22 protein-coding genes are annotated in these 26,145 nt (G+C 55.3%); 11 read left to right on the forward strand and 11 right to left on the reverse strand.

Going from position 1 to position 26,145, the window contains the following annotated elements; translation table 11 throughout:
• Window positions 1-1,140 (reverse strand): cytochrome d ubiquinol oxidase subunit II, encoded by a 1,140-nt coding sequence (gene cydB / locus G506_RS0107570; RefSeq protein ID WP_028116335.1) that lies wholly within the window; start codon window positions 1,138-1,140, stop codon window positions 1-3.
• Window positions 1,133-2,749, reverse strand: a complete 1,617-nt coding sequence (locus G506_RS0107575) for a cytochrome ubiquinol oxidase subunit I (RefSeq protein ID WP_028116336.1) — start codon at window positions 2,747-2,749, stop codon at window positions 1,133-1,135. Before G506_RS0107575 ends, cydB begins: the two co-directional genes overlap by 8 nt.
• Window positions 2,750-3,749: 1,000 nt before the next feature.
• Here G506_RS0107575 and G506_RS0107580 point away from each other — a divergent pair.
• The 7 genes from G506_RS0107580 (at window position 3,750) to G506_RS0107610 (ending at window position 12,717) form a co-directional block, all read left to right on the forward strand.
• Entirely contained in the window at window positions 3,750-4,457 is a 708-nt protein-coding gene (locus tag G506_RS0107580) for a hypothetical protein (RefSeq protein ID WP_156904839.1), read from the forward strand.
• A gap of 196 nt (window positions 4,458-4,653) precedes the next feature.
• Window positions 4,654-6,072, forward strand: coding sequence for an HlyD family type I secretion periplasmic adaptor subunit (locus tag G506_RS19175; RefSeq protein ID WP_051201982.1), 1,419 nt, complete (start codon window positions 4,654-4,656; stop codon window positions 6,070-6,072).
• Between the two features lie 11 nt (window positions 6,073-6,083).
• Window positions 6,084-7,406: a TolC family outer membrane protein gene (locus tag G506_RS0107590; RefSeq protein ID WP_028116338.1), complete on the forward strand. Its 1,323-nt coding sequence runs from the start codon at window positions 6,084-6,086 to the stop codon at window positions 7,404-7,406.
• A 71-nt stretch (window positions 7,407-7,477) separates the two neighbouring features.
• A complete protein-coding gene (locus G506_RS19180) occupies window positions 7,478-8,017 on the forward strand; it encodes an OmpA family protein (RefSeq protein ID WP_051201983.1) in 540 nt (179 codons plus the stop codon).
• A complete protein-coding gene (locus tag G506_RS0107600; RefSeq protein ID WP_028116339.1) occupies window positions 8,001-8,669 on the forward strand; it encodes a transglutaminase-like cysteine peptidase in 669 nt (222 codons plus the stop codon). The genes G506_RS19180 and G506_RS0107600 overlap by 17 nt, the downstream gene beginning before the upstream one ends.
• Window positions 8,666-10,597 (forward strand): bifunctional diguanylate cyclase/phosphodiesterase, encoded by a 1,932-nt coding sequence (locus G506_RS0107605; protein WP_028116340.1) that lies wholly within the window; start codon window positions 8,666-8,668, stop codon window positions 10,595-10,597. Before G506_RS0107600 ends, G506_RS0107605 begins: the two co-directional genes overlap by 4 nt.
• Window positions 10,594-12,717, forward strand: a complete 2,124-nt coding sequence (locus G506_RS0107610) for a type I secretion system permease/ATPase (RefSeq protein ID WP_028116341.1) — start codon at window positions 10,594-10,596, stop codon at window positions 12,715-12,717. The genes G506_RS0107605 and G506_RS0107610 overlap by 4 nt, the downstream gene beginning before the upstream one ends.
• A 31-nt stretch (window positions 12,718-12,748) precedes the next feature.
• On the opposite strand, the gene G506_RS0107615 is transcribed toward G506_RS0107610, so the two are convergent.
• From G506_RS0107615 to G506_RS0107640, 6 genes are all read right to left on the reverse strand, one after another.
• The gene (locus G506_RS0107615) at window positions 12,749-13,303 is read right to left on the reverse strand and encodes a protein-tyrosine phosphatase family protein (protein WP_028116342.1); all 555 of its coding nucleotides are present in this window, start codon (window positions 13,301-13,303) and stop codon (window positions 12,749-12,751) included.
• A gap of 125 nt (window positions 13,304-13,428) precedes the next feature.
• Window positions 13,429-13,989 carry a TetR/AcrR family transcriptional regulator gene (locus tag G506_RS0107620; protein ID WP_028116343.1) on the reverse strand — a complete coding sequence of 187 codons (561 nt, stop codon included), beginning with the start codon at window positions 13,987-13,989 and terminating at the stop codon, window positions 13,429-13,431.
• 163 nt (window positions 13,990-14,152) lie between these two features.
• Entirely contained in the window at window positions 14,153-15,472 is a 1,320-nt protein-coding gene (locus G506_RS0107625) for a 4Fe-4S binding protein (RefSeq protein WP_028116344.1), read from the reverse strand.
• Between the two features lie 128 nt (window positions 15,473-15,600).
• A complete protein-coding gene (locus G506_RS0107630; RefSeq protein WP_028116345.1) occupies window positions 15,601-16,002 on the reverse strand; it encodes a GtrA family protein in 402 nt (133 codons plus the stop codon).
• Window positions 15,999-17,402 carry an ArnT family glycosyltransferase gene (locus G506_RS0107635; protein WP_051201984.1) on the reverse strand — a complete coding sequence of 468 codons (1,404 nt, stop codon included), beginning with the start codon at window positions 17,400-17,402 and terminating at the stop codon, window positions 15,999-16,001. The genes G506_RS0107630 and G506_RS0107635 overlap by 4 nt, the downstream gene beginning before the upstream one ends.
• Window positions 17,399-18,433, reverse strand: coding sequence for a glycosyltransferase family 2 protein (locus G506_RS0107640; RefSeq protein ID WP_240473397.1), 1,035 nt, complete (start codon window positions 18,431-18,433; stop codon window positions 17,399-17,401). Before G506_RS0107640 ends, G506_RS0107635 begins: the two co-directional genes overlap by 4 nt.
• Before the next feature lie 149 nt (window positions 18,434-18,582).
• On the opposite strand from G506_RS0107640, the gene G506_RS0107645 reads away from it, so the two are divergent.
• Together G506_RS0107645 and G506_RS0107650 are read left to right on the forward strand one after the other, a co-directional pair.
• On the forward strand, window positions 18,583-19,272 hold the full coding sequence (locus tag G506_RS0107645) for a response regulator transcription factor (protein ID WP_240473398.1): 690 nt from the start codon (window positions 18,583-18,585) through the stop codon (window positions 19,270-19,272).
• Complete coding sequence (locus G506_RS0107650) at window positions 19,272-20,543, forward strand: sensor histidine kinase (RefSeq protein WP_028116349.1); 1,272 nt, start codon at window positions 19,272-19,274, stop codon at window positions 20,541-20,543. The genes G506_RS0107645 and G506_RS0107650 overlap by 1 nt, the downstream gene beginning before the upstream one ends.
• Here the strand turns inward: G506_RS0107650 and G506_RS21090 are convergent.
• The gene (locus G506_RS21090; RefSeq protein ID WP_205619486.1) at window positions 20,532-21,269 is read right to left on the reverse strand and encodes an SHOCT domain-containing protein; all 738 of its coding nucleotides are present in this window, start codon (window positions 21,267-21,269) and stop codon (window positions 20,532-20,534) included. The two genes, G506_RS0107650 and G506_RS21090, sit on opposite strands and share 12 nt — an antisense overlap.
• Window positions 21,270-21,460: 191 nt before the next feature.
• Here G506_RS21090 and tmpT point away from each other — a divergent pair, with 191 nt between their 5' ends.
• On the forward strand, window positions 21,461-22,105 hold the full coding sequence (tmpT, locus tag G506_RS0107660; RefSeq protein ID WP_028116351.1) for a thiopurine S-methyltransferase: 645 nt from the start codon (window positions 21,461-21,463) through the stop codon (window positions 22,103-22,105).
• Between the two features lie 47 nt (window positions 22,106-22,152).
• Here tmpT and G506_RS0107665 read toward each other — a convergent pair whose 3' ends face one another.
• On the reverse strand, window positions 22,153-22,968 hold the full coding sequence (locus tag G506_RS0107665) for an enoyl-CoA hydratase/isomerase family protein (protein ID WP_028116352.1): 816 nt from the start codon (window positions 22,966-22,968) through the stop codon (window positions 22,153-22,155).
• A 146-nt stretch (window positions 22,969-23,114) separates the two neighbouring features.
• Here G506_RS0107665 and G506_RS0107670 point away from each other — a divergent pair, with 146 nt between their 5' ends.
• Complete coding sequence (locus G506_RS0107670) at window positions 23,115-24,062, forward strand: LysR family transcriptional regulator (protein WP_028116353.1); 948 nt, start codon at window positions 23,115-23,117, stop codon at window positions 24,060-24,062.
• A gap of 49 nt (window positions 24,063-24,111) precedes the next feature.
• On the opposite strand, the gene G506_RS0107675 is transcribed toward G506_RS0107670, so the two are convergent.
• Window positions 24,112-26,142: an FUSC family protein gene (locus G506_RS0107675; RefSeq protein ID WP_028116354.1), complete on the reverse strand. Its 2,031-nt coding sequence runs from the start codon at window positions 26,140-26,142 to the stop codon at window positions 24,112-24,114.
• Window positions 26,143-26,145 lie beyond the last annotated feature (3 nt).

The following is a 26,145-nucleotide window of genomic DNA, read 5'->3' on the forward strand; positions in this document are numbered from 1 at the left end:
TTAGTAAAGCGAGTTGGAGTTCTGTTCGATGTGCGACTCAGTCACCCGACCGAACATCTTGTAGTAACTCCACGCGGTGTAGCCCAATACGATTGGCACGAAGATCGCCGCAGCAATCAACATCACGTTCAGCGTCATCTCCGAGCTAGTGGCATCCCACATGGTCAGCGACTGGCTTGGGTTCTTGGACGATGGCATTACAAATGGGAACAGCGATACCGACGCGGTAACGATCATCCCAGTAATCGCCAATGCAGAGCACAGGAACGCCCAACCGTGACGACCGATTTTGCTCATCGCAATCACCAGCAGAGGACCGCCAGCAGCCAGCAGTGGCGCGATGTACAGCACTGGGTAGTTGCTGAAGTTGTTCAGCCACGCACCGGCTTGCAGTTCCACGGTCTTAGTCAACGGGTTGGATGGTGCCATGGTATCGATGGCCGAGGTGATCACGTAACCATCAATAAAGCTGACCAGCCAGATGCCGCCGATGATGAACAGCGCCGAGGACAGCAGCGCGAACAACATCGCCGCCGCTTGTGCACGCTTAAGCAGTGCCCCTTCGGTCTTCATCTGCAGCCACGCCGCACCGTGCATGGTCAGCATCGCAAAACACATTACCCCTGCCAGCAGGCCGTATGGGTTCAGCAGACCAAAGAAACCGCCGTCGTAGTAGTTACGCATCCACTCGTCGTAGTAGAACGGCACGCCTTGGAACAGGTTGCCAAACGCCACGCCGATGATCACCGGTGGAATGAAGCCACCCAAGAACAGACCCCAGTCCCAAGCGGTACGCCAGCGTGGATCTTCAATCTTAGAACGGTAATCAAAACCGATTGGGCGGAACCACAGGGCAAACAGGGTAATAACCATGGCGATGTAGAAGCCGGAGAAGGCTGCACCAAACACCATTGGCCACGCCGCAAACAGCGCGCCACCGGCGGTGATCAACCACACTTGGTTACCGTCCCAGTGCGGGGCGATGGAGTTGATCATAACCCGACGTTCATTATCGGTTTTACCGATGAATGGCAGCAGTGCGCCAACACCCATATCGAAGCCATCGGTCACGGCGAAACCGATCATCAGCACGACGACCAGTGCCCACCAGATCAGGCGCAGTGATTCATAATCAAACATGGCTTGGAGTCTCCTTACCGGAAGCAGTCAAGGCCGCATCGAAGTTATCATCTTTGGCAACGCCGCTTTCAAAGTGGTAGCGGCCGGTTTTCAGGCTGCTTGGACCCAAGCGAGCAAAGCGGATCATCAAGAACATCTCCACCACCATCGCCGCGGTGTAGAACAGCGAGATCACCGCAATCGAGAAGATCAGATCGCCTTCAGACAAGCTGGACGCCGACATGTAGGTTGGCAGCACCTCGGCAATAGTCCAAGGCTGACGGCCATATTCCGCCACAAACCAACCACACATGATGGCGATCCACGGGAATGGCAGGGCAAACAGCAGACCTTTAAGCAGCCATGGCTTTTCATCCACCTTCTGCTTGCAGGCTTGCCAGAACGCCAAACCGATCAGTACCAGCATCACCACACCAAGGCCAACCATCACTCGGAAGGTCCAGAACATCGGCCCGACCGCTGGGATAGAATCATCCACCGCTTTGGCGATCATGCTTTCGTCCGCTTGCGATACATCGTCGATGTAGCGCTTCAACAGCAACCCGTAACCCAGGTCTTTTTTCAGCAGTTCGTACTGCTGACGCTCAGCATCAGTGATGGTGTCGTTACGCAGTTTGATCAACAGCGCGTACGCCTGCATACCGTTACGAATACGCCCTTCGTTCTCAACTTTAATGTCTTTGATGCCCATCACCTGTTCGTCCAGCGAACGAGTGGCGATGATCCCCATCAGGTAAGGGATGCGCACCGCGAAGTCGACGGTTTCGTTGTCGCTATCGGGAATACCAAACGCGGTAAAGGCCGCTGGTGCTGGGTGGGTTTCGAATTCCGCTTCCACCGCCGCCAGTTTCACTTTCTGCACGTCGCCCATCTCGTAGCCGGATTCATCGCCAAGGATGATCACCGATACGATAGACGCCATACCAAAGGCTGCAGCAATCGAGAAGGAACGACGAGCAAAGGCCAGATCGCGACCTTTCAGCAGGAAGTAAGAGCTGATCGCCAATACGAAGATGGCACCAGTCACATAGCCAGACGCCACGGTGTGCACGAATTTCACCTGCGCCACTGGGTTGAAGATCAGATCGGCGAACGACGCCATCTCCATGCGCATGGTTTCGTAGTTGAATTCGCTGCCCACTGGGTTTTGCATCCAGCCGTTGGCAATCAAAATCCACAGCGCCGACAGGTTAGAGCCAAGTGCCACTAACCAGGTCACGGCCAAATGCTGCACTTTGGATAGGCGGTCCCAGCCAAAGAACATCAAACCGATCAGAGTGGATTCAAGGAAGAACGCCATCAGACCTTCGATTGCCAAAGGCGCACCGAAGATATCGCCGACGTAATGGGCGTAATAAGCCCAGTTGGTGCCGAACTGGAACTCCATGGTGACACCGGTGGTCACCCCCAGCGCAAAGTTGATGGCGAACAACTTGCCCCAGTACTTACACATGTCTTTATAGACTTGCTTGCCGGTCATCACATAACAGGATTCCATGATGGCAAGCAGGAAGGTCATCCCCAGAGTGAGCGGGACGAAAATGAAGTGGTACATCGCCGTAAGAGCGAACTGTAACCGCGACAGATCGACGACTTCATCGATGATCATTGGGCGTTCTCCTTAACACCGCCTTGCCATTGGCCATGGCAACACGGGTAACGCAGGTGTATGGCTAATTTTAGTGACTAACAACCGAACAGGGCCAAGTGGGCAAGCAGCAAATTGCACGAGTCGACTTCGAGGGGGGGAAGTGCCAACAAATTTGTGGCGGTCGAACATCGGCGGTTGCTGCAAACACCTCGGTTATAACAGATAGGATCGGGCCACTAGGACCAAACCCAGCGAGATTTGACTGAGATCAAAATCGTTTCCAGACAAATTTCATGGTTATTTATAACATTACCAGCACTAGCTTTTTTCCCTGCCGATAGATTTAAATTAAATCCGCGACATGGCGCACATTTAAACAAATCAAAATCAAAACATTATGTGACAATCGCCACATTTGAAAGCTGACGCCAGCGAACACAAAAACAGCAGCGTGACAAAGATCACGCACCCATATTGATAACTGCAGACTAAAACCAAATTCAGCGCCACAGCAGTGCAACAATACCGCAACCTAAGCTGCATTTGTTTTACCTTGATCACGGCATGAGCGTTGCCCAGAAAAAGCAGACATGAGCCGCTACGGTGTGATGTTTAGTCGCGATTTCAGATTAGAAAATCTATGGAACAAATAATGACTTTTCTAGTTTGATTGGTAAGCCACTCGCCCCTAAACTGCGCGCCATCTGAGCAACAGCACTGTTTGAGCGCTGCCGCTCAACAACCGCAAAGCAACAATAGCGCTAACCTGGAGCGAACCTATGAAAGTCTTTATCAAAGGCTGGTCGGCCTTGTACCTGCGTAGCTTTAATGAGCTGTACAAGAACACCGTAAAGTAATCCGAATTAGTTAACGGATCTCAACAACGCCGAGCCTGCAATGCAGCGCTCGGCGTTGTCGCATTTAGCTGATGAGTAATCGCCGCTGATAACGACAAAAGCATGGACATCTACACAGTGGTTGAGATATAACCAAAACACTGTATGCCTATACATATAAAATGATGTCTACCTATCAGCTTCGTCACCAACCCCCCTGTGATTGGCTCAGCGGTCTTGGCAGTCAATCCGTTGCCATGGCGGCTTTTGCTCTCGCCGATAACCAGCAACCGCTGGCCAGCCTGCGTCACCACAACCGCGGCTCATTTCATAACAGCTGGCTGCAACTGACACCGCAATCCGGTTTTGGCCTATTGCTACTGGAACTGCACCGGGTGCTTAAACCGGATCGAGAGTGTTTTATTTTGCTCAATCCGCCACAGCTGGCGGCGATGCAGTTATTGGCGCAAGCCGCAGACTTTCGCCTGGGGCCACTGCGGGTGGTGCAGCTGAAAAACCGTCGTGGCAACATCAAGCAACGACTGCTCTTGCATCTGCGCAAAGGCCGACCACCGGCGGCATGGCAACAGCAACAACTGCTGTTTGAACTGGCCAGCGATACCGCCCAGTTTCCGCACGGGCTGTTAGAACCACTGCTGCAACAATGCTCTAGCGCTGACGAATTGGTGATAGATCCGCTGCTGTTGGATGGCAGTGTGGCCACGCTGGCGTTGCAGCAAGGTCGCCGCTTTGCTGGCGCGGCCGCCGACGCTGACAAATTCAGCCAACTAAAATGCCAGCTTAGCCAGTTAGATAACGTGACCGAATTGATGCAGCAACGATCGCCAACCGCCAGCGCGCAAGCCCTAGGGCAGATGCCACTGCTGTGACCTGCAACGACCGCTGAACTACGTCCGTCAGCTAACACTGAGCTATATCGGTCAGCTAATGCTGAGCTATCTCAGTCAGCGAATGCTGAATTGGGCGTAGTCCTGCAAACTGCCGTGCAATATCAACAAGGTTGCTGAATTATCAGCCAACGCCTTTGACTACACTCACCTCATGATCGCTCACGGATGAGATATCATGAGGCAGCCAACCAATACCGCTAACAACACCGCTAGCAACACCGAGCCTAGCCCGCACAAGGACGATGCCGACTTCATTAACGATGCGCAAATGGCGCTGTTGATTGAGTCCCCAAAAGCTGGTCGCTACTTGTTGTGGCTGTTGTTGCTGTTTCTGCTAGCCGCGTTGCTGTGGGCCAACCACAGCCAGTTAGATACGGTGACCTCTGGCGAGGGCAAAGTGATCCCATCAGCACAGATGCAAGTGGTGCAAAACCTTGAAGGTGGACTGCTGGATCAACTGCTGGTGAAAGAGGGTCAAAGCGTTGCTGCTGGGCAACTGCTGATGGTGATCGACGACACTCGCTTTCAGGCTGACTATCGCGAACGCGAACAACAGCAATTGGAACTGCAAGCCCAAGCCATCCGCCTAAAAGCCGAGCTAGCAGCGGTGATCACTGCCAACCAATCGTCAACCAGCCAACCGCGCGCCGCAATCACCCTAGGGCAGTTGAATTTTCCCGACGATTGGCCCGCCCATAAGCAGGCGCTGATCCGCCGCCAACAGGCGGAATACCAAAGTGCGCTGGGCAACTTGCGAAACCAAGTACGGCAGCTGGAACAACAGATCCAGCAGCGCCAACAGGATTATCTGGAAGCCGATGCGCGAGTGGCTAACCTGCGCCAATCCTACCGCCTAGCCAAAAGCGAATATGACCTAACCAAACCACTGGCCGACGAAGGGGTGGTTTCGCAGGTTGAGATCCTAAAGCTGCAGCGGCAAACCAACGACACCCTGCGCGAACTCAATACCGTTAAACTGCAGTTGCCCAGCCTCAAAGCCGGCACCAATGAAGCGGTATTTCGCCGCGATGAAGCACTCACCAGTTTTATCAGCGAGCGCCAAGCCTCACTCAACCAAGTCGAGGGCGAACTGGCGGCGATGAATGAACGACGCATCGATCTAGCCGATAAGGTAAAGCGTACCCAAGTGACTTCGCCGGTTAGCGGCATCGTCCAAACCATCCACATCAATACCATCGGCGGGGTGATTCAGCCCGGTGCCGATCTGATTGAGATCGTGCCTAGCGACGACAACCTGCTCATTGAAGCCAAGATCGCCCCTCAAGACATCGCCTTTTTACGGCCAGGCTTAAGCTCGATCGTCAAACTCAGTGCCTACGACTTCACGCGCTACGGCGGCCTCAATGGCACGCTGGAACACATCAGCGCCGATACCATCATCGATGAAGAGGGCAACCCCTTTTATCTGGTGCGAGTGCGCACCAGCGCCAATCACCTAGGTCACAACCAGCAATTTGCCATTATCCCCGGGATGACTGCTTCGGTAGACATCATCAGCGGCAAACGCACGGTGCTGGATTACCTCACCAAACCGATGCGGGTTGCCTCGCAAACCGCGCTAAGAGAACTGTGAAAGGAGCCCCAATGACAACTCGAACTGCCTTAGTTGCGGCAGCCATCTCCGTTACATTGATGGCACCAGCCCTAGCCGAACCTCGGTCTCTGGAACAGCAGGTGGCACTGACCATTGGCAGCAATCCGCAGATCATGCGCGAATTTAATGAACTGCAAAGCCGCAGTGAGGCGATCCGCGAAGCCCAAAGCGGTTATCTACCCAGCCTCGACTTGGATGCCGGCATCGGCTATCAAAATCTCGATAATGACAGCACCAACCTACCCGGCAACGATCAAGACTTTGATCCATGGGACGTCAGCCTGACGCTGCGCCAATACCTATTCCAAGGGTTTGAGATCAGCGAGAACACCAGCCGCAGTCGCGCCGAAGCCGAAGCCCAACGCTATCAACTGCTGTCCGACGCGGAAGATCTTGCCCTGCGGGTTGCCGAAGTTTATTTGGCGTTGCTGCGAACCCAACAAACCTACCAACTGTCGACTGCCAATCGCGACAGCCATCAGCGGATCTTCGATGACATTCAGCGGCGCACCGATCAAGGGATCGGCACCAGTGCCGATCTGTCGCAGATCAGCGCTCGCCTTGCCGAAGCCAATGCCAATTTACTGGCTGCAGAAAACAACTGGCATGACGCCGAGGAGGAGTACCTGCGCGTCGTCGGCGAACTGCCGGCAGAGCTCATCCGCCCCGAGGTAGATGCCGAATTTCTGCCCAGCAGCATCGAAGAAGCGATCGGCATTGCCCGTGCCGGCAACCCTACTATTAAGCTGGCAACCCAAGACATTGATGCCGCCCACGCTGAGCGCGAGGTCGCCAAAAGTAACTTCTACCCAGAATTGTTTGTCGAGGTGAAACAAACCTGGGAGGAGGAGACCAACGGCCGCCGCGACCGCCAAGATGACTTCAGTGTGATGCTGCGGCTACGTTACAACCTATTCAACGGCTTTGCCAATCACGCCGAAGTAAAGCGCTTGGCCTATCAGGTTGGGATCGCTAAAGACATTCGTGACGATGCCATCCGCCAACTGGACGAAGGCACTCGACTGGCTTGGAATGCGTGGCAATTTACCAACCGCCAACTGGGTTACCTGCAAGGCCATGTGGAAGCCGCTGCCAGCACCGTTGATGCCTACAACAAGCAGTTTGATATCGGCAAACGCACCCTGCTGGATCTGCTCAATACCGAAAATGAACTGTTTGAAGCCCAAAGCGCTTATCTGGATGCCGAGTACGCCGAAATCGAAGCGCGCTATCGGGTACTTAACGCCACCGGCGTATTGCTGGATGCGCTGCGCCTAACCGTCCCTGAACCTTGGACCGAGAGCCGGAGGTAATTACCATGCATAAGCACGTTCACAATCGGCTCGCCCTCGTCGCTGTCGCCCTGCTCGTTAGCGGGTGCAGCATGCAGGCCGATCCGCCCCCAAACTACACCCAAGCCGCCGATCTGTTCGATAACGACCTCGATGGCGTGATCAATCAGCGCGACGACTGCGGCCAAACCCTGACGGGCGCCTCAGTCAACAACAGCGGCTGCGGCGATGCCTTAGCCCGCGACACCACGGTGCCCAGCATCGTCTTTTTCGATAATGACCGCGACCAGATCCGCGCCGATCAACGCCACGCCATTGACGATGCCCTAGCACGGCTTAATGCCGAGCCGAAGATGACCATCACCTTGGTGGGTCACACCAGCGCCGTCGCCAGCGCCGAATACAATCTGGCGCTGTCAAAGCGGCGGGTCGACAACGTTAAACAGGCTCTACTGGATGGGGGCATCAACCCACAGCGGATCAGCAGCGACTATCGCGGCGAAATGGAGCTGAAATTCAGCGGTGACAGCGAACAGGATCATCGCAACAACCGCCGTGTTGAGATCCGCTACCTCAGCCAGCAATCGACACCAGTGATGCGTTGGCACATCAACAGTGTCGATCCGCAATAGGCACTGGGGTTGGCTGCTTTGCTTACTGTTCACCGCACCGCTGTTGGCCCAGTCGATGCACGAGGTGGTGGCGCAACGTTACGGCGCCGCCGCCAGCGCCCGTTTGCAACACTGGCAGCAACAACTGCAACAGTGGCAGTCGTTAGCCACCAGCACGCAACTGCAACGGGTTAATGATTTGGCTAATCAGATGCAAAGTCTTACGGATCAAGCGCTATGGGGCAGCAACGACTACTGGGCTACCACGGCTGAGTTTGTCGGTGCCGGTGGCGGCGATTGTGAAGACTTTAGCATCGCCAAGTTTGATGCGCTGCTGCAACTGGGGATCGCCCCACAGCAGCTGCGGTTGGTGTACGTCAAAGCCGAACAACTGCAGGAGTACCACATGGTGTTGGCCTACTACCCCAAACCGGACGCCATCCCGCTGCTGCTGGATAACCTCAACCCGGCCATCTTAAGCGCCGATAAACGGCCTGACCTGACCCCAGTGTTTAGCTTCAATGCCGCCCAACTGTGGCTTAACGTCAACCGTTTTCAAAGCCAGTCAGTCGGCAACATCAACAACTTCAGTCAATGGCAGCAACTGCAACACCGCGACCAGCCACGACTGCCAAAACTGCAACTGCCATTTGCCCAAGGAACTGTCCGATGAGCCTATTCCGCCAGCTGATGACCCTCTTTTTCGGCGCCCTGGTGCTGCTAACGCTGCTGGTGGCTTTGGCGCAGCTGCGCGGTCAACGGGATTTCATTGTTCAACAGCAACATCTGCAACTGTTCGCTGCCTTGAACAACATCGCCGAAGCCAGCAAGCCACTGATTCAACTAGACGATCAAGTGCAGCTAGAGGTTGCGTTGACCGCATTTTTTAATGCCGGCCAATATCGACAATTGATCGTTAAACGGATGGATGGCAGCGTGCTATGGCAAAGTCCAGCGGTCAACTCCCCCGGCAACGCGCCAGCGTGGCTACAACAGTTACGGCTGTTTGATAGCATCAGCGTCAAGCAGCAGATCGACTTAGAATGGCGGCCGCTAGCAACGGTTGAGCTCAGCGGCGATCAAGGGGTCGCCTACCAATACTTATGGCAATCGATGCAGTCGCTGCTGTTGGCGTTAGCACTCACTTTGCTGCTGTTTGGGCTGTTGCTGGCTTGGCAGTTAAAGCGGCTGCTGCGACCGCTGCAAGGGCTCTGTCGCCAAAGCCAGGCATTGACTGAACATCGCCCGCTACCCGCCACCGAAGGTCGCGCCAGCACTCGCGAATTTGCCCAAGTTGAACAGGCGTTTGCGATTGTTGCTAAGCATTTTAACAAGCTCTTCAAAGAACAGGCGGCCGAGGCCAATCGACTCAAGCAAGATCTGTACACCGATCCACTCACCGGCATCGGCAACCGCGAACTGATCTGCGCCAGCATTGAACGCTGGTGCAACAATCAAAATTCCGGGGTACTGGGATTGATGACCGTGCCAGCACTGACGCAACTAAGTAGCGATCCTGATCGTTACAAACAGACCATCAACGAACTGCAACAGGGGATCAGCAGCGTGTTGCCAGAGGACATAAGCTGCACTCTCGCTCGATTAAAAAACAACGAACTGATCCTGCTGCTGACCGACTTTCCCGAAGAGGAGTTGACCGCTGTCAGCAATGCCATCCTCGACCAACTTAATCGGATCAGCGTCGATCCGTTGGGGTTAGCTACCCCGGAGGCGACGCTGGCGATGCTTTACAGCGATGCCCCCTCGGATCGCAGCGAGATGCTGGCACAAATCGACAAACTGCATCTGCAAGCCTTAGATAACCCCAATCAGCGGGCACTGGTGGTCAACCACCAACCGCACAGCAGCACCCTTGGCCGCAAACAGTGGTTACAGCGGGTCGAACAGGCGATCGTCAACCACCAACTGGAATTTGACCAACAAGCTTGCATCAACCTTGATGGCGAACTGCTGCATTTTGAGCTTTTTTGCCAACTTCACGACAACGGCCAGTTTTACCCGGCCAGCGCTTTTGTTCCCGCTTTAGAGAGCCTTGGCAAAACCAGCGGCCTAGATCGCTTTGTCATCGAGCAAACCCTTAAGCATTTAAGCAACAATCCCAATCAGCCACTGGCGCTCAACCTGTGCAGCGCTAGCCTGTGCGACAGCGGCTTTTTACGCTGGTTGCAACGAACCTTAAAACGCCACCAGAAGCTGGCCGATAAGTTGCTGTTTGAGATCTCCGAAGCGGCGCTGTATCGCCACCGTGACCAAGCGATTTTGGCCTGCGAACTGCTCGATGGTACCGGCTTTGGTTTCGGCATTGACCATTTCGGCCGTTACCTGACCACCATCGATTATCTGACCGAGTTGCCGCCGCCCCGTTACGTCAAACTGGATACCCTTTACAGCCATGATCTGCACAACGACGATCAGCGCGCCCTGCTGATCTCGCTTTGTCGCACTGCCCACAACCTTAATCTGACCACCATCGCCACCGACGTTAAAGATTCACAACAACTGGAGCTGTTCCGCACCTTGCACGTCGATGCGGTGCAAGGCTTGGTCTCCAACACCTGGCTGGAGGTGCAAAAGCTATGACCGATCCACTGATGCAATGTCTGGTCTACCTCGCCCGCCACCATGGCTTAGCCAACTCTGCCGATGCCCTAAAAGCCGGCTTACCGCTGGCCGATGGCGTACTGACCCTGGCGTTACTGCCCAAGGCGGCAGAACGCGCAGGTCTCAGTTGTCGCCGCAGTGACTATTCACTTAAGCAGTTACCACAGAGCGTCTTACCGGCGCTGCTGCCTCTGACCGATGGCAGCGGTTGCGTGGCGTTAAGCTTTGATGAGCAGCGCCAACAACTGTTGATCGTCGAACCGGACCGCGATCTGAATCAGCGCTGGGTCGATTTGGATGAACTGGCGGAACACTACCACGGCCAACTGTATCTGTTTAAGCCGCTGTTTCAGCACGATCAGCGCAGCGCCGACTTAGAAGATCGCAGCCAACACTGGTTTTGGTCGACCTTAAAACGCTCCAGCAGCATCTATCGGGATGTGCTGCTGGCATCGGTGCTGATCAACCTGTTCGCCTTGGCGGTGCCCCTATTTACCCGCTTGGTGTACGACAAGGTGGTACCCAATTTGGCGTTTGAATCGCTGTGGGTGTTGGCCAGCGCGGTGATTGTGGTGCTGCTGTTTGATATGGGATTGAAGATGCTGCGCACCCATTTTGTCGATTTGGCCGGCAAAAAATCCGATCTGCTGCTGTCCGCCAAGATTTTCGCCAAAGTGATGGGGATGCGGATGGAGGCGCGGCCGCCATCGGTCGGCGCTTTTGCACGGCATATGCAGGAGTTCGAGTCGATCCGCGATTTTCTGGCATCAGCCACCATCGTTACGCTGATTGATGTGCCGTTTGCGCTGCTGTTTTTACTGGTGATCTACCTAATGGCCGGACCGCTGGTGTTGGTACCAATCGTAATCGTCACCTTGCTGCTGATCCAAAGCGCGCTGCTGCAAAGCAAACTGCGACAAAGCATCGAACAGGGATCGAAACTGGCCAGTCAAAAGCACGCGACCTTAATCGAAGCGCTAAGCGGCATCGAAACCTTGAAACGTTTTGGTGCCCAAGGGCAGATGCAATATCGCTGGGAACAAGCGGTAGCGCACATGAGTTTTTGGGGACTGAAAAGCAAACGGCTAACCGACTGGGTGCAGAACAGCGCGGGCAGTGGCCAGCAACTGGCGTCGGTGCTGATGATCATCGCCGGGGTCTATCTGATCGCCCAAGGCCAGCTCACCATGGGCGGATTGATTGCCGCCTCGATGATCAGTGGTAAAGCGATTGGGCCACTGCTGCAGTTGTCGAGCTTATCGATGCGTTACAACCAAGCTCGCAGCGCCTACCAGATCGTGGCACAGCTAATGACCCTACCGGACGAACAGCCGGAGCAAAAACGCTATCTGCATCGGCCGTTGTTGCAGGGGAAGTTGCAATTCGATGAGGTTGCCTTTGGTTACCCAGGCAGCGACAAAGCGGCGGTCAAGGGCCTTAACTTCACCATCAACCCCGGTGAAAAAGTGGCGATCATCGGTCGCATCGGCTCTGGCAAAACCACGGTAGAACGGCTGCTGCTTGGTCTGTACCAGCCAAGCCAAGGCCATATTCGCATCGACGACACCGACATCAGCCAACTGCACCCCAATGATCTGCGCCGCAGCATCGCCAGCGTCCCGCAAGATCCAGGGCTGTTTTACGGCAGCATCCGCGACAACATCATTTTAGGTCGCCCCCACAGCGACGACCGAGCAGTGCTGCGCGCCGCCCAGCGAGCCGGCGTCAGTGAGTTTGCCAACCTCGATCCGGCCGGGCTGGATCGCCAAGTCGGCGAGGCTGGCCAGCAACTCTCTGGCGGCCAACGGCAAGCGATCGCCATCGCTCGGGCGCTGCTGACCGATCCACCGGTGTTGCTGATGGATGAGCCCACCAGCGCCATGGACAACCGCAGCGAAGCCGCCATCAAGCAGCAATTACAGCAACTGGCGCCAGAGCAAACCTTGCTGCTGATCACCCATAAGATCGCCATGTTGGAGGTCGCTGAACGGATTATCGTGATGGACAACGGCCGCATCGTCAGTGACGGCCCCCGCGAGCAGGTGCTGGCGCAGCTTAAGGCCGGTAAAGTCAGAGCGCCGCTAACTCGGGTAAGTTAACGGCGTGAACGGTTTTACTTAGAAAGGCGACTTAAAAAGACGCCGGTAAGTGGTAGTGCGCCTCCACCCCTTTAAAGAATTTCTGCAGGCCAGCAGATGACGCGATCGATTTTTCAAAATCGCCCCACGGCGCCAACTCGGACTTATCCACTTGGCCGTTCTTGATGGCATGGTAGAAGTAGACCATGCCGGAAGCGCGCCAGTTCAAAGCGCAGTGCACCAGCACATCTTTTTCGGTGGCATTAAGGCGATCCATCACCCCGATAAAATGCTCCATGGTGGCAACCGGGTTTTCGCTATCAAATGGCACGGTGATGTGCATCATTCCCGCCTTGCGGGCAGCGATGGGATCGGCAATAAAACCATTGTCTTTGTCCCACTGACTGTCGTGCGGGATAACGTTGATCACCACATCCACTCCAGCGGTCGCCAACGGCGCATAGTCCTCTGACTTAGGCGCGCCGGCGCTGATCAGATGGCTGTTGTGTTGATACAGCCCGGCCACCTCCGGCAATTTATCGTTGGCGATGTCGGCAACGCTGCTGGCAGCAAATAGGGTAAGCGTGGTGGCAAGAATCGATTTCATGATGTTGTCCTTTGATTAAACTCGGGCGCAGCTTAGAGCATCTAATCTTGGCCGATAAGAGACAATCTCTGTGGTTTGTCTCAACGATAGCAATCAACAAAAAGGTCACGATTTTGACCCTCTAGCTATTGCTGCAATGACTCCAACAACATCGCTCGGGTATAACGCTGCAGTAATTGCGCCTTTTGCGTTGCCGCTTGCGGCGACGGCATTTGGTTCACCTGCATCATGTAATCCATGTACATCACACTTAAGTAGCTGGCCACATCACTGACCGGATCACGCCACTGCGGCTCGCTAAACGCCTGTTGCAAACGAGCGGCGATGGCATTAGCAAATGCCTGATTAAGCATCCGCGTTGCCAATGGCCAATCGCTGCCAAGTTGATAGGCGGTGGTACTACGACGCGCGCCCTTCTTGGCCGCTTGCAGGCTCAGCCGGATCAGCGATGACGGCGGCTGCAGTGATAGCCAATCTTCAGCCTGTTGAAAATCCGCCAGCATCGCCGCAATCAGCCCTTGATGCATCTCGATAAACAGATCCAGCTTGCGCTGATAATGGCGATAGAAGGTCGCTTTGCTGACCTGAGCTTGAGCTAAAATCTGGCCGACGGTGATATCAAGGTAATCTTGCTCTGCGAGCAATTGGCGAAACGCCAAGTTCAGACGAGTACGAGCCAAGCTCATGGTAATTCCGTTCAAACACAAACAACCGATAGAGCCAATTTAAGTAAACAGGTTCCATTGACGCTGCAGAACCATGAGCCATCTCTTGTTTTCATCAGCCGAATATACAAAAAAGCCCCTAGCAGAGGGGCTCTCACAAATTACGCAGCAACCAACAGTCGACCTAAAACATCGGCAGCTGCTGTAAATGACGCCACAGTTTGATCCGCAATTCATCACTCAGTTCACTTTGCCATAAGCCCAAACTGTGCAATACCAGCGGCACCACAAACAGCAAGCCAATCAGGATCAGCAGCATCGCCCGTGGAGTTAATGGCGCATAGCGTTGCGGCAAGCTCACCGCCAAGCCCCCTTTGGCAGGACAAGCGGCGACGCAGCGCTGGCAGCTGTTGCACTCATCACTCCAGACGGTGCGCTGCTGATGGACGCGGATCCGCGATGGGCAGGCTTGGCTGCACTTTTGGCAATCCAACTGCTTACTATCACGCAAACAATGGCTGCAATCCCGTCGCACTTTATAAGGACTGGCGGTGCCCGCAACCGCCATCAGCGCCCCAAATGGACACAGGTAGCGGCACAAACTGCCCCGCAGCAATGCCATCAGCAGCAATACCACCGCCAAACCAATCAGGGTTTTGTCGCTGGGCTGAATAAACAGCGCGAACATCTTCAGATCGGCAGCCTTGTGGTAATAGCCCGCTAAGTAACGGGCTAGCATATTATCCGGCAAGCCATTAAGGGCCATATTGACCGCCCGAAACAGCAGATAGTATTTGATTAATCGCAACGTCCAATCGAGGCCGATAACGCCGACACGAGCCCCTTGCTGCAACCACTTTGGCCAGCGACTCTGTTGTCGCTGCCAACGCTGCTGCCATTCGAAACGCCACAACTTGCGCCGCAGTTGATACCACTGCTCGCCAAACCAGCCCAGCGGACAAGCCCAACCGCAAAAGCTGCGCTTGACCACCAAGCTCAAGCCAAATGCCAGCAACAACATCACCAGCGCCGCCGGATGATTGCTATCCCAAATGCCTAAGGCCGCCCACCCTTTCAGTTGCAATAGGGCTGCCAGAGGCAGAAAACCATCAACCACATCAGGGCGGGCGACAGTGACCTCGCCCTGTTGCAGTTGCCAGACGAACAGCACGTATTGCAGTGCCGCAAGGCCAAACGCCAAGGCCAGTACCAATTGACTGTAGTGGCGGTATTGCCGCCAATGGCGGGCTTTATGCGCCGGCCCTTGCAGCTTCGACAGCAGCGCCGGAATAGGCAGATAATCCACCGCAATCAGGGCGATACAGAGCAACAACAGGGTGCCCCACAGCCACGGTGACAAGGTTAAGCCAATCGCAATTAAGCCCAGCCCCAAGGTGGCCGCAGCCCCGTAGCGTCGCTGACCACTGAACAGCGCCCACAGTCCCACCAGCAGCGCCATCAGCAGTGCCAAGCTCTCTGCCGCACTGAGCGTCGTTAACCACATCGTTTGTTTTCCCTATTGGTTGAAATCCCCCTGACGCTAACGGTTTTAGCAACCGCCACCGAGAGACAGATCGGGGTTGGTGTCCCATCAACCAAGATGCAATGGCAAAACTGCGATCGAGTTGGAATTTATCGCTTCACAAACACCCAGCGGCTGCTAAGCCACCAGTTACTGACCATCCCCGCCAGCACCCCCAAAATCAGCGCCAATTGCAGCGCCAACCAATGATCGCCGCCCAGTGTCGCCAGTAAGGTAAATACCGTCAGATTGGGTAGGCAAGAACACAGTACGGTTATCGCATAACGTCCGGCCTGCTGCTGCCAGCGCTCGGCATCCGCAGCAAAGGTCAGCAGTCGGTTACCGATAAAGGTGGTGAGCGCTGCCGCGACAAAAGCGACCACACGACAGCTTAACGGTGGCCAGCCTAGATGCAGTAGGGCATTAAACAACAGCCAGTCAACACCAAAGCCGCAGCAGCCAATTACGGCAAACTGCAGCTTGGCATGCCAGCGCGGCGTGATCGCATTCATGGCGTTGCCACTTCGCCACACAACAGCAATGAGCGGCGACTGCCAATCTTAACCGTACTGCAGTTATCGGTTAGGCTGCGCGGCAATCGATCCAACTGACGATTACGGCCAACCAGATAAAATGGCTTAGCTGGCAGCGCCGCTAAGGCCCGTGGCTCTGTTGGCAGCAACTGAGCTTTACCCGCCGAATAAAACTGCCCGGAAAAGGTCACTTCATCGAAATAGTACAGTGGCGTAACATCCACCAATTCCGCGCTGCGATGACTCAGCAACGCTTTATCACTGCGCTCTTCCGCGGTTTGCAGCCACAATACCGCAATCGCAATCACCAGCAGCAGCGGTGTTGTCAGGGCCACTTTGCCAAACCAGCGCTGTCGCGCTGGGGTCAGTGCCGCCGCTATCAGCAGTGCCATGGCAGGGATCCCCGGCAGCACATAGGCAGGCAGAATGTTGCCAGCAAGGGTAAACAGCAGCATTGGCGCCAACATCCAACACAGCGCCAGCGCTTGCCAATCACTCATGGTGCCACGACGATGACGCCACCCCAGCCACAGTAACAAAGGCGACCAAGGCAACGCCGCCAACATAAAGTAGATCCAGATGGTGCCGCGGGTTTGGTCGTGGGCACTGCCATACAGATCCCCCTGCCAACCGGAATCAACAAAGCGCAGGAAGTGCTCGCCCACTAAGAAGTACTGCAAAAAGCCAGGGGTCGCTTGCTCAGCCAGCCAATACCACGGTGCCGTCAGCAGCAACATCAACCCCAGGCCACTGAGCAGCGGCAACCGTTGCCACAACTGCTGTACACCACGGAACAGGCCATGTTGCCAAACTAGCCACGGCAGCAATGCCAAGCCCATCAGCACAATTACCAGTGGCCCTTTGGCCAGCAAGCCGATAGCCAAACCGGCAAAGCCGGCGTAACTCCACCCTTTGCTACCATGCCAGCCGCAGTAAAAACCGACCATCGCTAGGGTTAACCCTAAGGTCAGCAGCATATCGGTCATCACCGCCCCAGCGGCGATCGAGAACACCACCGTAGTGCTTAACACCATCACCGTTGCGCTGGCGGATACCGCCAATTTACGGGCAAACCACGCCATCAACGCCAGCGTCAGCAGCGCTGCCAGAAAGTGCGGCAAACGTACCGCCAGCTCATTAACCCCAAACAGTTCAATGCCGGCAGCACTGGCCCAAGTGTGCAGCGGCGGCTTGCCCCAAAACGGCACGCCGTAATCAAACATCGGCGTTAACCAGTTACCGGTTTCTGCCATGATCCGCGCCATATTGCCGTAGCGCGCTTCGGTGGTATCCATCAACGGATACAACGGCAAACTGACTAACCGCACCAACAAAGCCAGCGCCGCAATCACGCCAAAACGTTGCCAAAACCCTTTCATCGTAATGCTCGCTCTCGTGCCGCCAGACTGGCCGGAATGTGATTCACTTGTTGCACCAAGTAACTTGGCCGCCCTTTGACTTCAATAAAAACCCGGCCAAGGTATTCCCCAAGGATCCCGATCGCCAACAACTGCATACCGCCGAGGCCCAGCATCACCACCATCATGGTTGGATACCCTTGCAGCACCTCGCCCCACACGGCGGTCTTTAACATCACCCATAGGCCATAGCTGAAAGCCCAAGCGGCGCACAAGCTGCCAACCAGCGTCGCCAAGCGCAGCGGTTTAATACTGAAGGCGGTGATGCCATCGATGGCCAAACCGAACAACTTGAAGTAGTTCCACTTGGTCTCACCAGCCAGTCGCGGATCGCGATCAAAGTCGAGGGTAATGGTGTTGAACCCCGGCCAGTTAAATAGCCCCTTCATGTAGCGATTGCGCTCCGGCAGCTCATTGATGTGATCCACCACTTGGCGGCTAAGCAAGCGAAAATCACCAACATTCTCTGGAATCGGTTGGTCACTCAACCAGTTTAAGACTCGATAAAATGCCGCCGCACTTTGCCGCTTGAGCCAGCTTTCACCGTGGCGCTGACGGCGGCGCATATTGACCACGTCATAGCCTTGGCGCCACTGCGCCAACATGCTGGGGATCAGTTCTGGCGGGTCCTGCAGATCCGCATCCAGCAGCACCACTGCCGCGCCATTAGCGTGCTTTAAACCAGCGCTGGTGGCCGCCTCTTTACCGAAGTTGCGCGACAGTCCCAGCACCAGCAGATCCGAACTGCCGGCATCAAATGCTTGCGCCAACGCCAAGGTGTTGTCGCTGGAGCCATCGTCCACCAAGACGATCTCGCAGCGCTCTGGCAGCGCATCCAATACCGCCGTCAAGCGCCGCTGCAATTGGGGTAACACCGCTTGTTCGTTGTACATCGGCACAATCACCGACAGGATCACTGGTGGTTTGGGGGGCGGGCTCACCGCTTTTAACGCCAACATCGCTGCACTCTCATTCGGATTTAATGGCGCCATTATCGAAACCGGTTGTGAAATCCCTGTGCTTCACAACTTGTTCACGGTTGGGACTGCGGCTCAGAGGCAGTACACTGGCATCACTGCTAAGCGCGTTTTGAGCTTTTTTTCACGCCAGTAATGGCATCTTGAACGGCCGAGTCCTGACCATGACCCAATCCATGATCCAACGAATGCTACTGGTTGAAGATAACCGTGATGTTGCCGGTATTATCTTTGATTATTTTGAGGCCCAAGGGGTCGAAATCGATTACGCCGACAATGGCGAATTGGGCTTAGCGCTGGCGCTAGAACACGATTTTGATGTGATTGTGCTGGATCTAATGATGCCGCGGATGGACGGTTTGACGGTTTGCAAACATTTGCGCCAGCAGGGTTGCAACACCCCAGTGCTAATGCTTACCGCACTGTCGGATCAACAGGACACCTTAAGTGGCTTTGCCCACGGTGCCGATGACTACCTTAACAAGCCCTTCGATCTGCCGATCTTAGACGCCCGTTTAAGCGCGTTAGTCAAACGCTATCGCGGCAATGTCTCCTCGGCGGTAGTCAATCTGGGCGATCTGCGCATCGATCCCGCCAGCCACAGCGCCAGCCGTGCTGGGATCCCGCTGATCCTAACCCCAACCACCTTTAAAATTTTGCTGAAGCTGGCCCGCAGTGCCCCGGAAGTGGTTAGCCGCGATGCGCTGTGCCAGCACCTGTGGCCCGACAGCGAACCCAATAACGAGGCGCTGCGCAGTCACATCTACCAGCTTCGCAATCAGTTGGATCGTCCTTTTGCCACGCCGATGCTGCACACCATTCCCAAGATTGGCTTTAAGTTGGCGGCGCAATAATGACAACTGCCGCCACACCAGCCTCGACCCGCACTATCGTCGCGCAACTGGGGTTGGCTTTTGCCATGTTGTCGCTGGTTTTGGCCGCGTCGCTGTCAGGACTGGTATTGATGATCATCCACTGGGCCGAAGACTCGGTAGCGATGCGTCATCTGGAAGCCAATAAAGACTACGCCATCGCCCAGTACGTTACCGGTGCCAGCGGGCCACTGCAGATGGATGCGGTTACCGTTGCCTATAACAATCCCGCCGATCTACCGGATTTTGTTACGGTGGAGTATCGCCAATCCGACGAGCTACTAACGGAAATCATCCTGCCGTCAGAGGAGTACTTTTTCCTAACCAGCCATTACCAGTATGACGGTCAGCGCCACGTAATCTATCTGATTTCAGTCTCTGAGGGGATCGAGATCACCGAACAGCAAGGCACCCTAATCAATGTCGCTATCTTATTGGCGACGCTACTATTACTGACCTTTTTTGGCTTGGTACTACTGAAACTGTCACGGCATCTATTCAAACCCTTGGCCAGCTTAAATCAGCAGCTTATTCGTCATCATGGCGAGGTCGATGCGCCGTTTACGCTGCCGCCATCCGCCGCCGCCGAGTTTCAACAACTGCTGCAACAGCTAAACCACTACCGCAGCGAAAGCGCACGGTTGCTCAAACGCGAGCAAGCCTTTGCCCGCTACACCAGCCACGAATTGCGTACCCCGCTGACGGTGATTAAAGGCGCCAACAGTTTGTTTAAAGCGGACAGTCCGGCGCAGTTTATTGATAAACAGCAGCGGCGCATTGCCACGGCCGCCAATCAGATGGAGGAAACCGTCGAAGGGTTGCTGAGTCTGGTACGCAATGAGCGTCACCGCACCTTAGAACCTTACCGCAGTTTGCAGCAGTTAGAGCTTGAACAACTGATTGAGGCCAATAAACCTGCGCCACTAGGCAACCCGGTTACTATCAGCTTACAGGTCGAAGGCGAGCCAGAGATCCGTGCCAGTCGGCCACTGTGGGCGATGGTATTTGGCAATCTGCTGCGCAACGCTATCGGCGCCAGTAGCGACGGCAACATTCAGGTTACCTTAACCGAGCACAGTCTGACGGTGGATGACGATGGCCCCGGCCTTGGTGAAAAAAGCGCCGATGGCCATGGTCTTGGCTTAATGATCGTCACCGACATCTGCGAGCGCTACGGCTGGCAATTTGAATTGGTTAATCTAGCCCAAGGCGGCTGCCGCGCCGAACTGCGCTTTAGCCAGTCAAAGCTGTAACAGTTGCTTCTTTTTCGCCTCAAACTCAGCTTGGGTAATCACCCCATCTTGCTGCAACGCTTTAAGCTCGCGCAATTGCGTCGCCAGAGTTGACGGTGGCACAGTGGCGCTCGGCGTAATGGGGTCATTAGCTGCGGCCTTAGCGGGCGCAGGCTTATCGGTAATCGGGTGGGTGTTGTTAACAACCTTGGTATCGGCCAGCAACAACCCAATTTTGCTTGGGTGGACCACCTGATCACTGTCATCAAGGATATAAACCCCCATCATCCCTTTGGCGATAAACAGATCCTCATAAAACGCCACGAAACGCTCTCCTTCAAACAACGCATAACCAGCCCAAAGCCAGTTGGGGCGGTAATCCGGCGAGGTTGGAGTAACATCAATGCTGAACAAGGTTGAACGAATGGCGTACCACGGCAGCGCCACCTCAACCGCCCATTTTGCTTGGGTTAGTTGGCCGTGGCGGTCCACTTCAAACCAGCGCAGCGGCCGAGTCATTTGCAGCGCATAAAATTCAGGTCTGGTGATGGTGACATAACCCGGCAACTGCTGCTCCACAGTAGCCTGATAATTCACTGGCGCTGGGCCAAAATCGACCCCAACGATCGCCTGCTCAGCTAACTGCTGACGCTCGTCAAATACCGCCGAACTGCTGCAACCGCTTAGCCACAGCACCATACCCAATATCCATACCAGGCCATATCGGCCACCACGAAAAGCCAACATCGACATGCTCCCTCTGCACGGCTCCATTGCCATTGAGTCTACGCCGTTGCCAACTGCTGCCATTGACCCAAAACAAAACTGGCACCGATCCTCGCCTCACCGGCCAGCGGTATCGATTAAATCCATTGGCCTTCCTAAGTCTCGCTGGGCACCCTTAGCGCATTGAAATCACATGCAAATTAGGGGATGCCATGGAAGCCGCATTTTGGCAGCACAAGTGGGACAACAACCAGATTGGTTTTCACTTAGATGAGATCAACCCCCAGCTGAGCCAATTTTGGCCAAGTTTGGGACTCAGCAGCGATGCCCGAGTATTGGTGCCGCTGTGCGGTAAAACCTTGGACATCGGCTGGCTGCTGGCTCAGGGTCATGCGGTCGTCGCGGCCGAGCTAAGTGAAGTAGCGGTAAGTCAGCTGTTCAAGCAGCTGCAACTGATGCCAACCATCAGCCAGCATGGCAATCATCGTTGTTATCAGGCGGGTCAACTGACGGTCTGGGTTGGCGATCTGTTTGAATTGACCGCAGCACAGCTCGGCACCATTGATGCCATCTACGATCGTGCCGCGCTGGTGGCTCTACCTGAGCCGATGCGCCAGCAATATCGGCACACCCTGCAGCAGTTAGTCGGCAATCCACCGCAGCTGCTGCTGACCTTGAACTACGACCAAAGCCAACTGACCGGGCCGCCGTTTAGCCTTAATCAAGCTGAGTTACAGCGTCATTATGGCGCTGATTATCAGCTTACCGAGCTGCATAAATTTGCCGAGCCCGGTGGTCTAAAAGGCAAGTTACCGGCACTGAATCAGGTCTGGCAGTTACTGCCGCTGCAGGGCTAATAAAAACACCGGCTCAAGGGCTAGCTTGAGCCGGTTACTTTTCGGGTTTATTGGCCGCAGAGCTCGTTCGCGGTATCGGCAAAGATCCCGACCATATCGTTGGCTTCGCGCTCGGTTTGACCACCATGCTTTAAAAAGGTGTTGATAATAGTTTGGGTCTGCTGCTCTTTGGCGCGCTCTAAGAAGTAACGCAGTTCCAACTCCGCCCCCGCCTGCTCATCCACAATCGCCGCTGCAACAATCTCCTTATACATCACGATATCGCGCACCTGCCAGTTGCCAACCACCGCCAGCAATGACTGTAAAAACGCCGGCATCTCGGCTTTCGCCACATACTGGGTGATGATATTCAGCGTCTCAGCTTGCTCGGCGGAATAATCGGCACCGGTCAACAGCGCTTGCAACGCTTTGTTCTTGCCCATCCGCCGGGCAAATTGCACCGCCCCTTGGCCACCGGTAGGGATATTGATAAACAGCTCTGGCTGAGCGAAAGCGGCGTTTTCGGTGCCATAAGCCAGATCGCACGCCATCACAAATTCGTTGCCACCACCGCGGGCAACGCCATCAACCACCGCAATAGACAGTTGCTTCATCGCTTTCAGGTTGCTGATCAGGTGGCTAAATTCGATGCTGCCAGCCTGCCCCGCCACAGTGCCATTGATCAGGGTGATGTCCAGGTGCGCCAAAAAGAACTGGCTGTTGTTGGAGTGAAACACCACCACCTTGGTATCGCGGTCATCCGCCAACGCCAAAATAAAGGCGTTCAACTCGTTGATTAAATCGATGGTCAGCAAGTTAATTGGCGCGTTATCGATAGTCACATGGGCCACGCCTGCGTTGCGGGTTACGATCAGTTTGCTCATCTTACTTAATCCTCTAAAACGGCGAATTCAAGTGCATTGCCTGATGCAGTGACGACAACTATAGCCAGCAAACTGATGAAGATAATCAGCCATAAAAGCACTAAACTGGTGCCATTTAAGCACCAATAAACAAAGAGCTGATTCTAATGAGTTTATCCGAACGGATGTTGCTGCTGCTGGACGTGGTTGAGTCGGGATCCTTTGTGGCGGCAGCGCAACTGCAGCAAATCGACCGCTCAGTGGTGTCGAAACAGATCAGCAAACTGGAAGCCGAACTTGGGGTGCGGCTGCTCAATCGCACCACCCGTGCCTTAGCGCTGACCGCCGCCGGCCAAGAGGTGCTAAGCCAAGCCCAGCAATTGCGTACCCTCCTAAGCGACACCAAACGGCTGGCGCAGAACTACCACAGCCAACCGCTGGGCAAACTGAAGATCGCCAGCGCCATCGATTTTGGTCGTCGGTTTGTGCAGCCGGCGATCATCGAGTTCCAGCGCCACTATCCCGACATCGAGATCGAGCTGCGTTTGGATGATCGGTTGGTGGATATGGTGAGTGAGAACTTCGATCTGGGCTTTCGCACCGGCAAACCGAAAGACTCCAATCTGATCGCCCGCAAATTGGCGCGCAATCGACTGCTGCTGGTGGCCTCGCCGGAATTTATCCAACGGCACGGTGAGCCGACCTCGGTGGCCGAGCTGGAACGACTGCCGGCAGCGGTATATGCCTCAGCCGGGATGCAGGTTGACCGCATCGGCTATCTGGACCCGCAGGGACAACCCGCCTCTTTGCAGCTGAATGTCAGCTACCGCGTCAACGACCTAGATATGCTGTTGGTAGCCGCCAAAGGCGGTGGCGTGTTGGCAGCAATTACTGCCCAAAGCATCACCGATGAGGTTACCCAAGGGCAATTGCTGCCATTGCTAACCGATTTGCCACTGGAGGATTTCGGTACCATCTACGCTGTCTACCCACACCGTGAACTGCCGATGAAATCGGCGCTATTTTTGCAAGCCATGCAGCAGCGGATCGGCACCGACTCGCCCTGCTGGGAGCACAATATCCCCGGTTTCCAGCAGATGTACCGCCAGCGATAACCGTAAAAAACGCCAGCGCGAATCCGCTGGCGTTGTTTGTCGATTCAGGTCACGGTCGCAATCGGGCTTTACCTTTCGGCGCCGGCAGACACAAGATCTGATGGATGCCATGACAGCGCTGTAACAGTAAGGAAAACTGATACAACACAAAGCTGCTGCGATCGGCGCTGCTGTTGGCTAGCCGCTCTAATAACCACTGCTCCGCAGCCAGCAACTTTGGCGGCCATGGCTGAATGTCGCCATGACTGGCCGCCAACAGCACGGTTTCCAGTTGCGAAAACAACTGCTGTAATTGGCGATTATCCTCTGGCGCCAACAACATCCCTTTGCGCGCCTGCGGCACGATGGCATTTAAGTGGTGCATCGATCCTTTAAAATGTGCCAGCAAGGTCGATGAATTGAGCATATTGGCGCCATAGCCAGGCTCCTGCCGCATCTGGGTCAGACTGCTGTTCATGGCAATCCCTTGTTCATACGCCAAGCGCCGCGCTTGCGCCAACTGCAATGGTTCGACCGCTTCTCCGGCAAAACTGGCCAGCAGTGGTTTCCAGTAATCCGCTAATACTCGTACCGCTTGCTGTCGCAGCAGCCGCTGACGGCCGCCCTGCCACTGTGGCCACAAAAATCGATAGGCGATAAAGATCAGCCCACAGCCAATCAAAGTATCGACCAAGCGCGCAAACATCACCTCCGGCCCAGCCAGTTCGAGATAAGCCAGCGCCATCATCAAGATCACCGTGACCCCGGTGGTGGTCCAACCGTGATGCTTAGTCACCGCCGCCAGCGTCAACGGCGCAAACAAAAATGCCATCGCCAACGCACCATTGCCTTCAACCCCCAGCGCAAACAGCAACATGGCGATTACGACCCCTGCCAGCGTTCCCATCGCTCGGTGCCAAACTCGGCTGCGAATAGCGATGTAACTGGACTGCCACACCACCGAGATTGTCAGCATGATCCAAAAGCCGTTATCAAACGGCATCAGACTGGCGATCTCTGAGGCCACCGCCAACAGTAGCGCCATCCGCACACTGCCACGCATCACCGGATTATCCCAATGCATCGCTTCACGCCACTGCTGCCATGCCGGATAACGCTGCGCGCCGGTTATCGGCCGCTGATACAGCGGCGCCACCCGTTGCAACAAGCGATCGATTTGACGGGCGTTGCTAATCAGATAGTTGGCCACCATCGCCACCTTGCCACCTTGCATCTGTTGGCTGAACAGTTCGGCCTCCAGCGCGCTGGTGTAACTTTCGGTGGCATCGCTGCGACTGGGGCTATGGCCACGCTCAAGCTCCCGCGCAATCCGATGCAATCGTGCCGCCATCGCCCGCGCCCAGGCGTTGTAAACCGGGAAACTCTGCTCGGTCGCCAACATATTGCTAACCACATCAGGCTCGGGCAGCGCTTGCAATCGCTCTTGCAGATCCAACGCCGCCATAAAGGCATTTTGTAGCGGCCCCTTGTTGCGATCGTTACTAATTGAGTTGAGCAACATCCGCGCGTTACTCAGATCCTGTCCTAGCTGCTCATCAAAGTGCACCGGCACCCGCCGATCCAACAGGTGTTTCGGCCGTTCTGCCAAAATGTACGCCAAACGCCGATAGGTGGCTGCCAACGCCTGGCGTAGCGGCATCTGATCGGTTAATTGATACCAAATGGCGCTGTAGCCAATCAGCCAACCGCTAACTAAACCAAAACTTAAGCCCAGTTGCAGACTTGGGTATAGGCCCGCGACCGCCATCCCCAGCGCAGCCACCGCCAAGGTCCCCATCCCCAAGCGCGCCGACAACACTCCCAAGGCACCCAAACTGGTAAACACAAAGCCGATCAGCGCAAACCACAGGGTCAACCACTGCGGGGCCGACACACTTAATTCTGCGGTAATGGCGGTGATGGCAGTAAAACAAACAATCACCCAGGCCGAACGCAGGCCCCAGCGCGGTGAGGGAACATCTACGCCACCGACAAAGAACGCCGGCATCACCAAACTGGCGACCAGCGCTTGTTCAAGCATGCCAATGCCGTAAGCAAACAGCAGCAACAACCCCAACCCACTGGAGAGTCGCAGCGCCATATG

Origin of the sequence: Ferrimonas senticii DSM 18821, from assembly GCF_000422665.1 — a bacterium.
Taxonomy (GTDB): domain Bacteria; phylum Pseudomonadota; class Gammaproteobacteria; order Enterobacterales; family Shewanellaceae; genus Ferrimonas; species Ferrimonas senticii.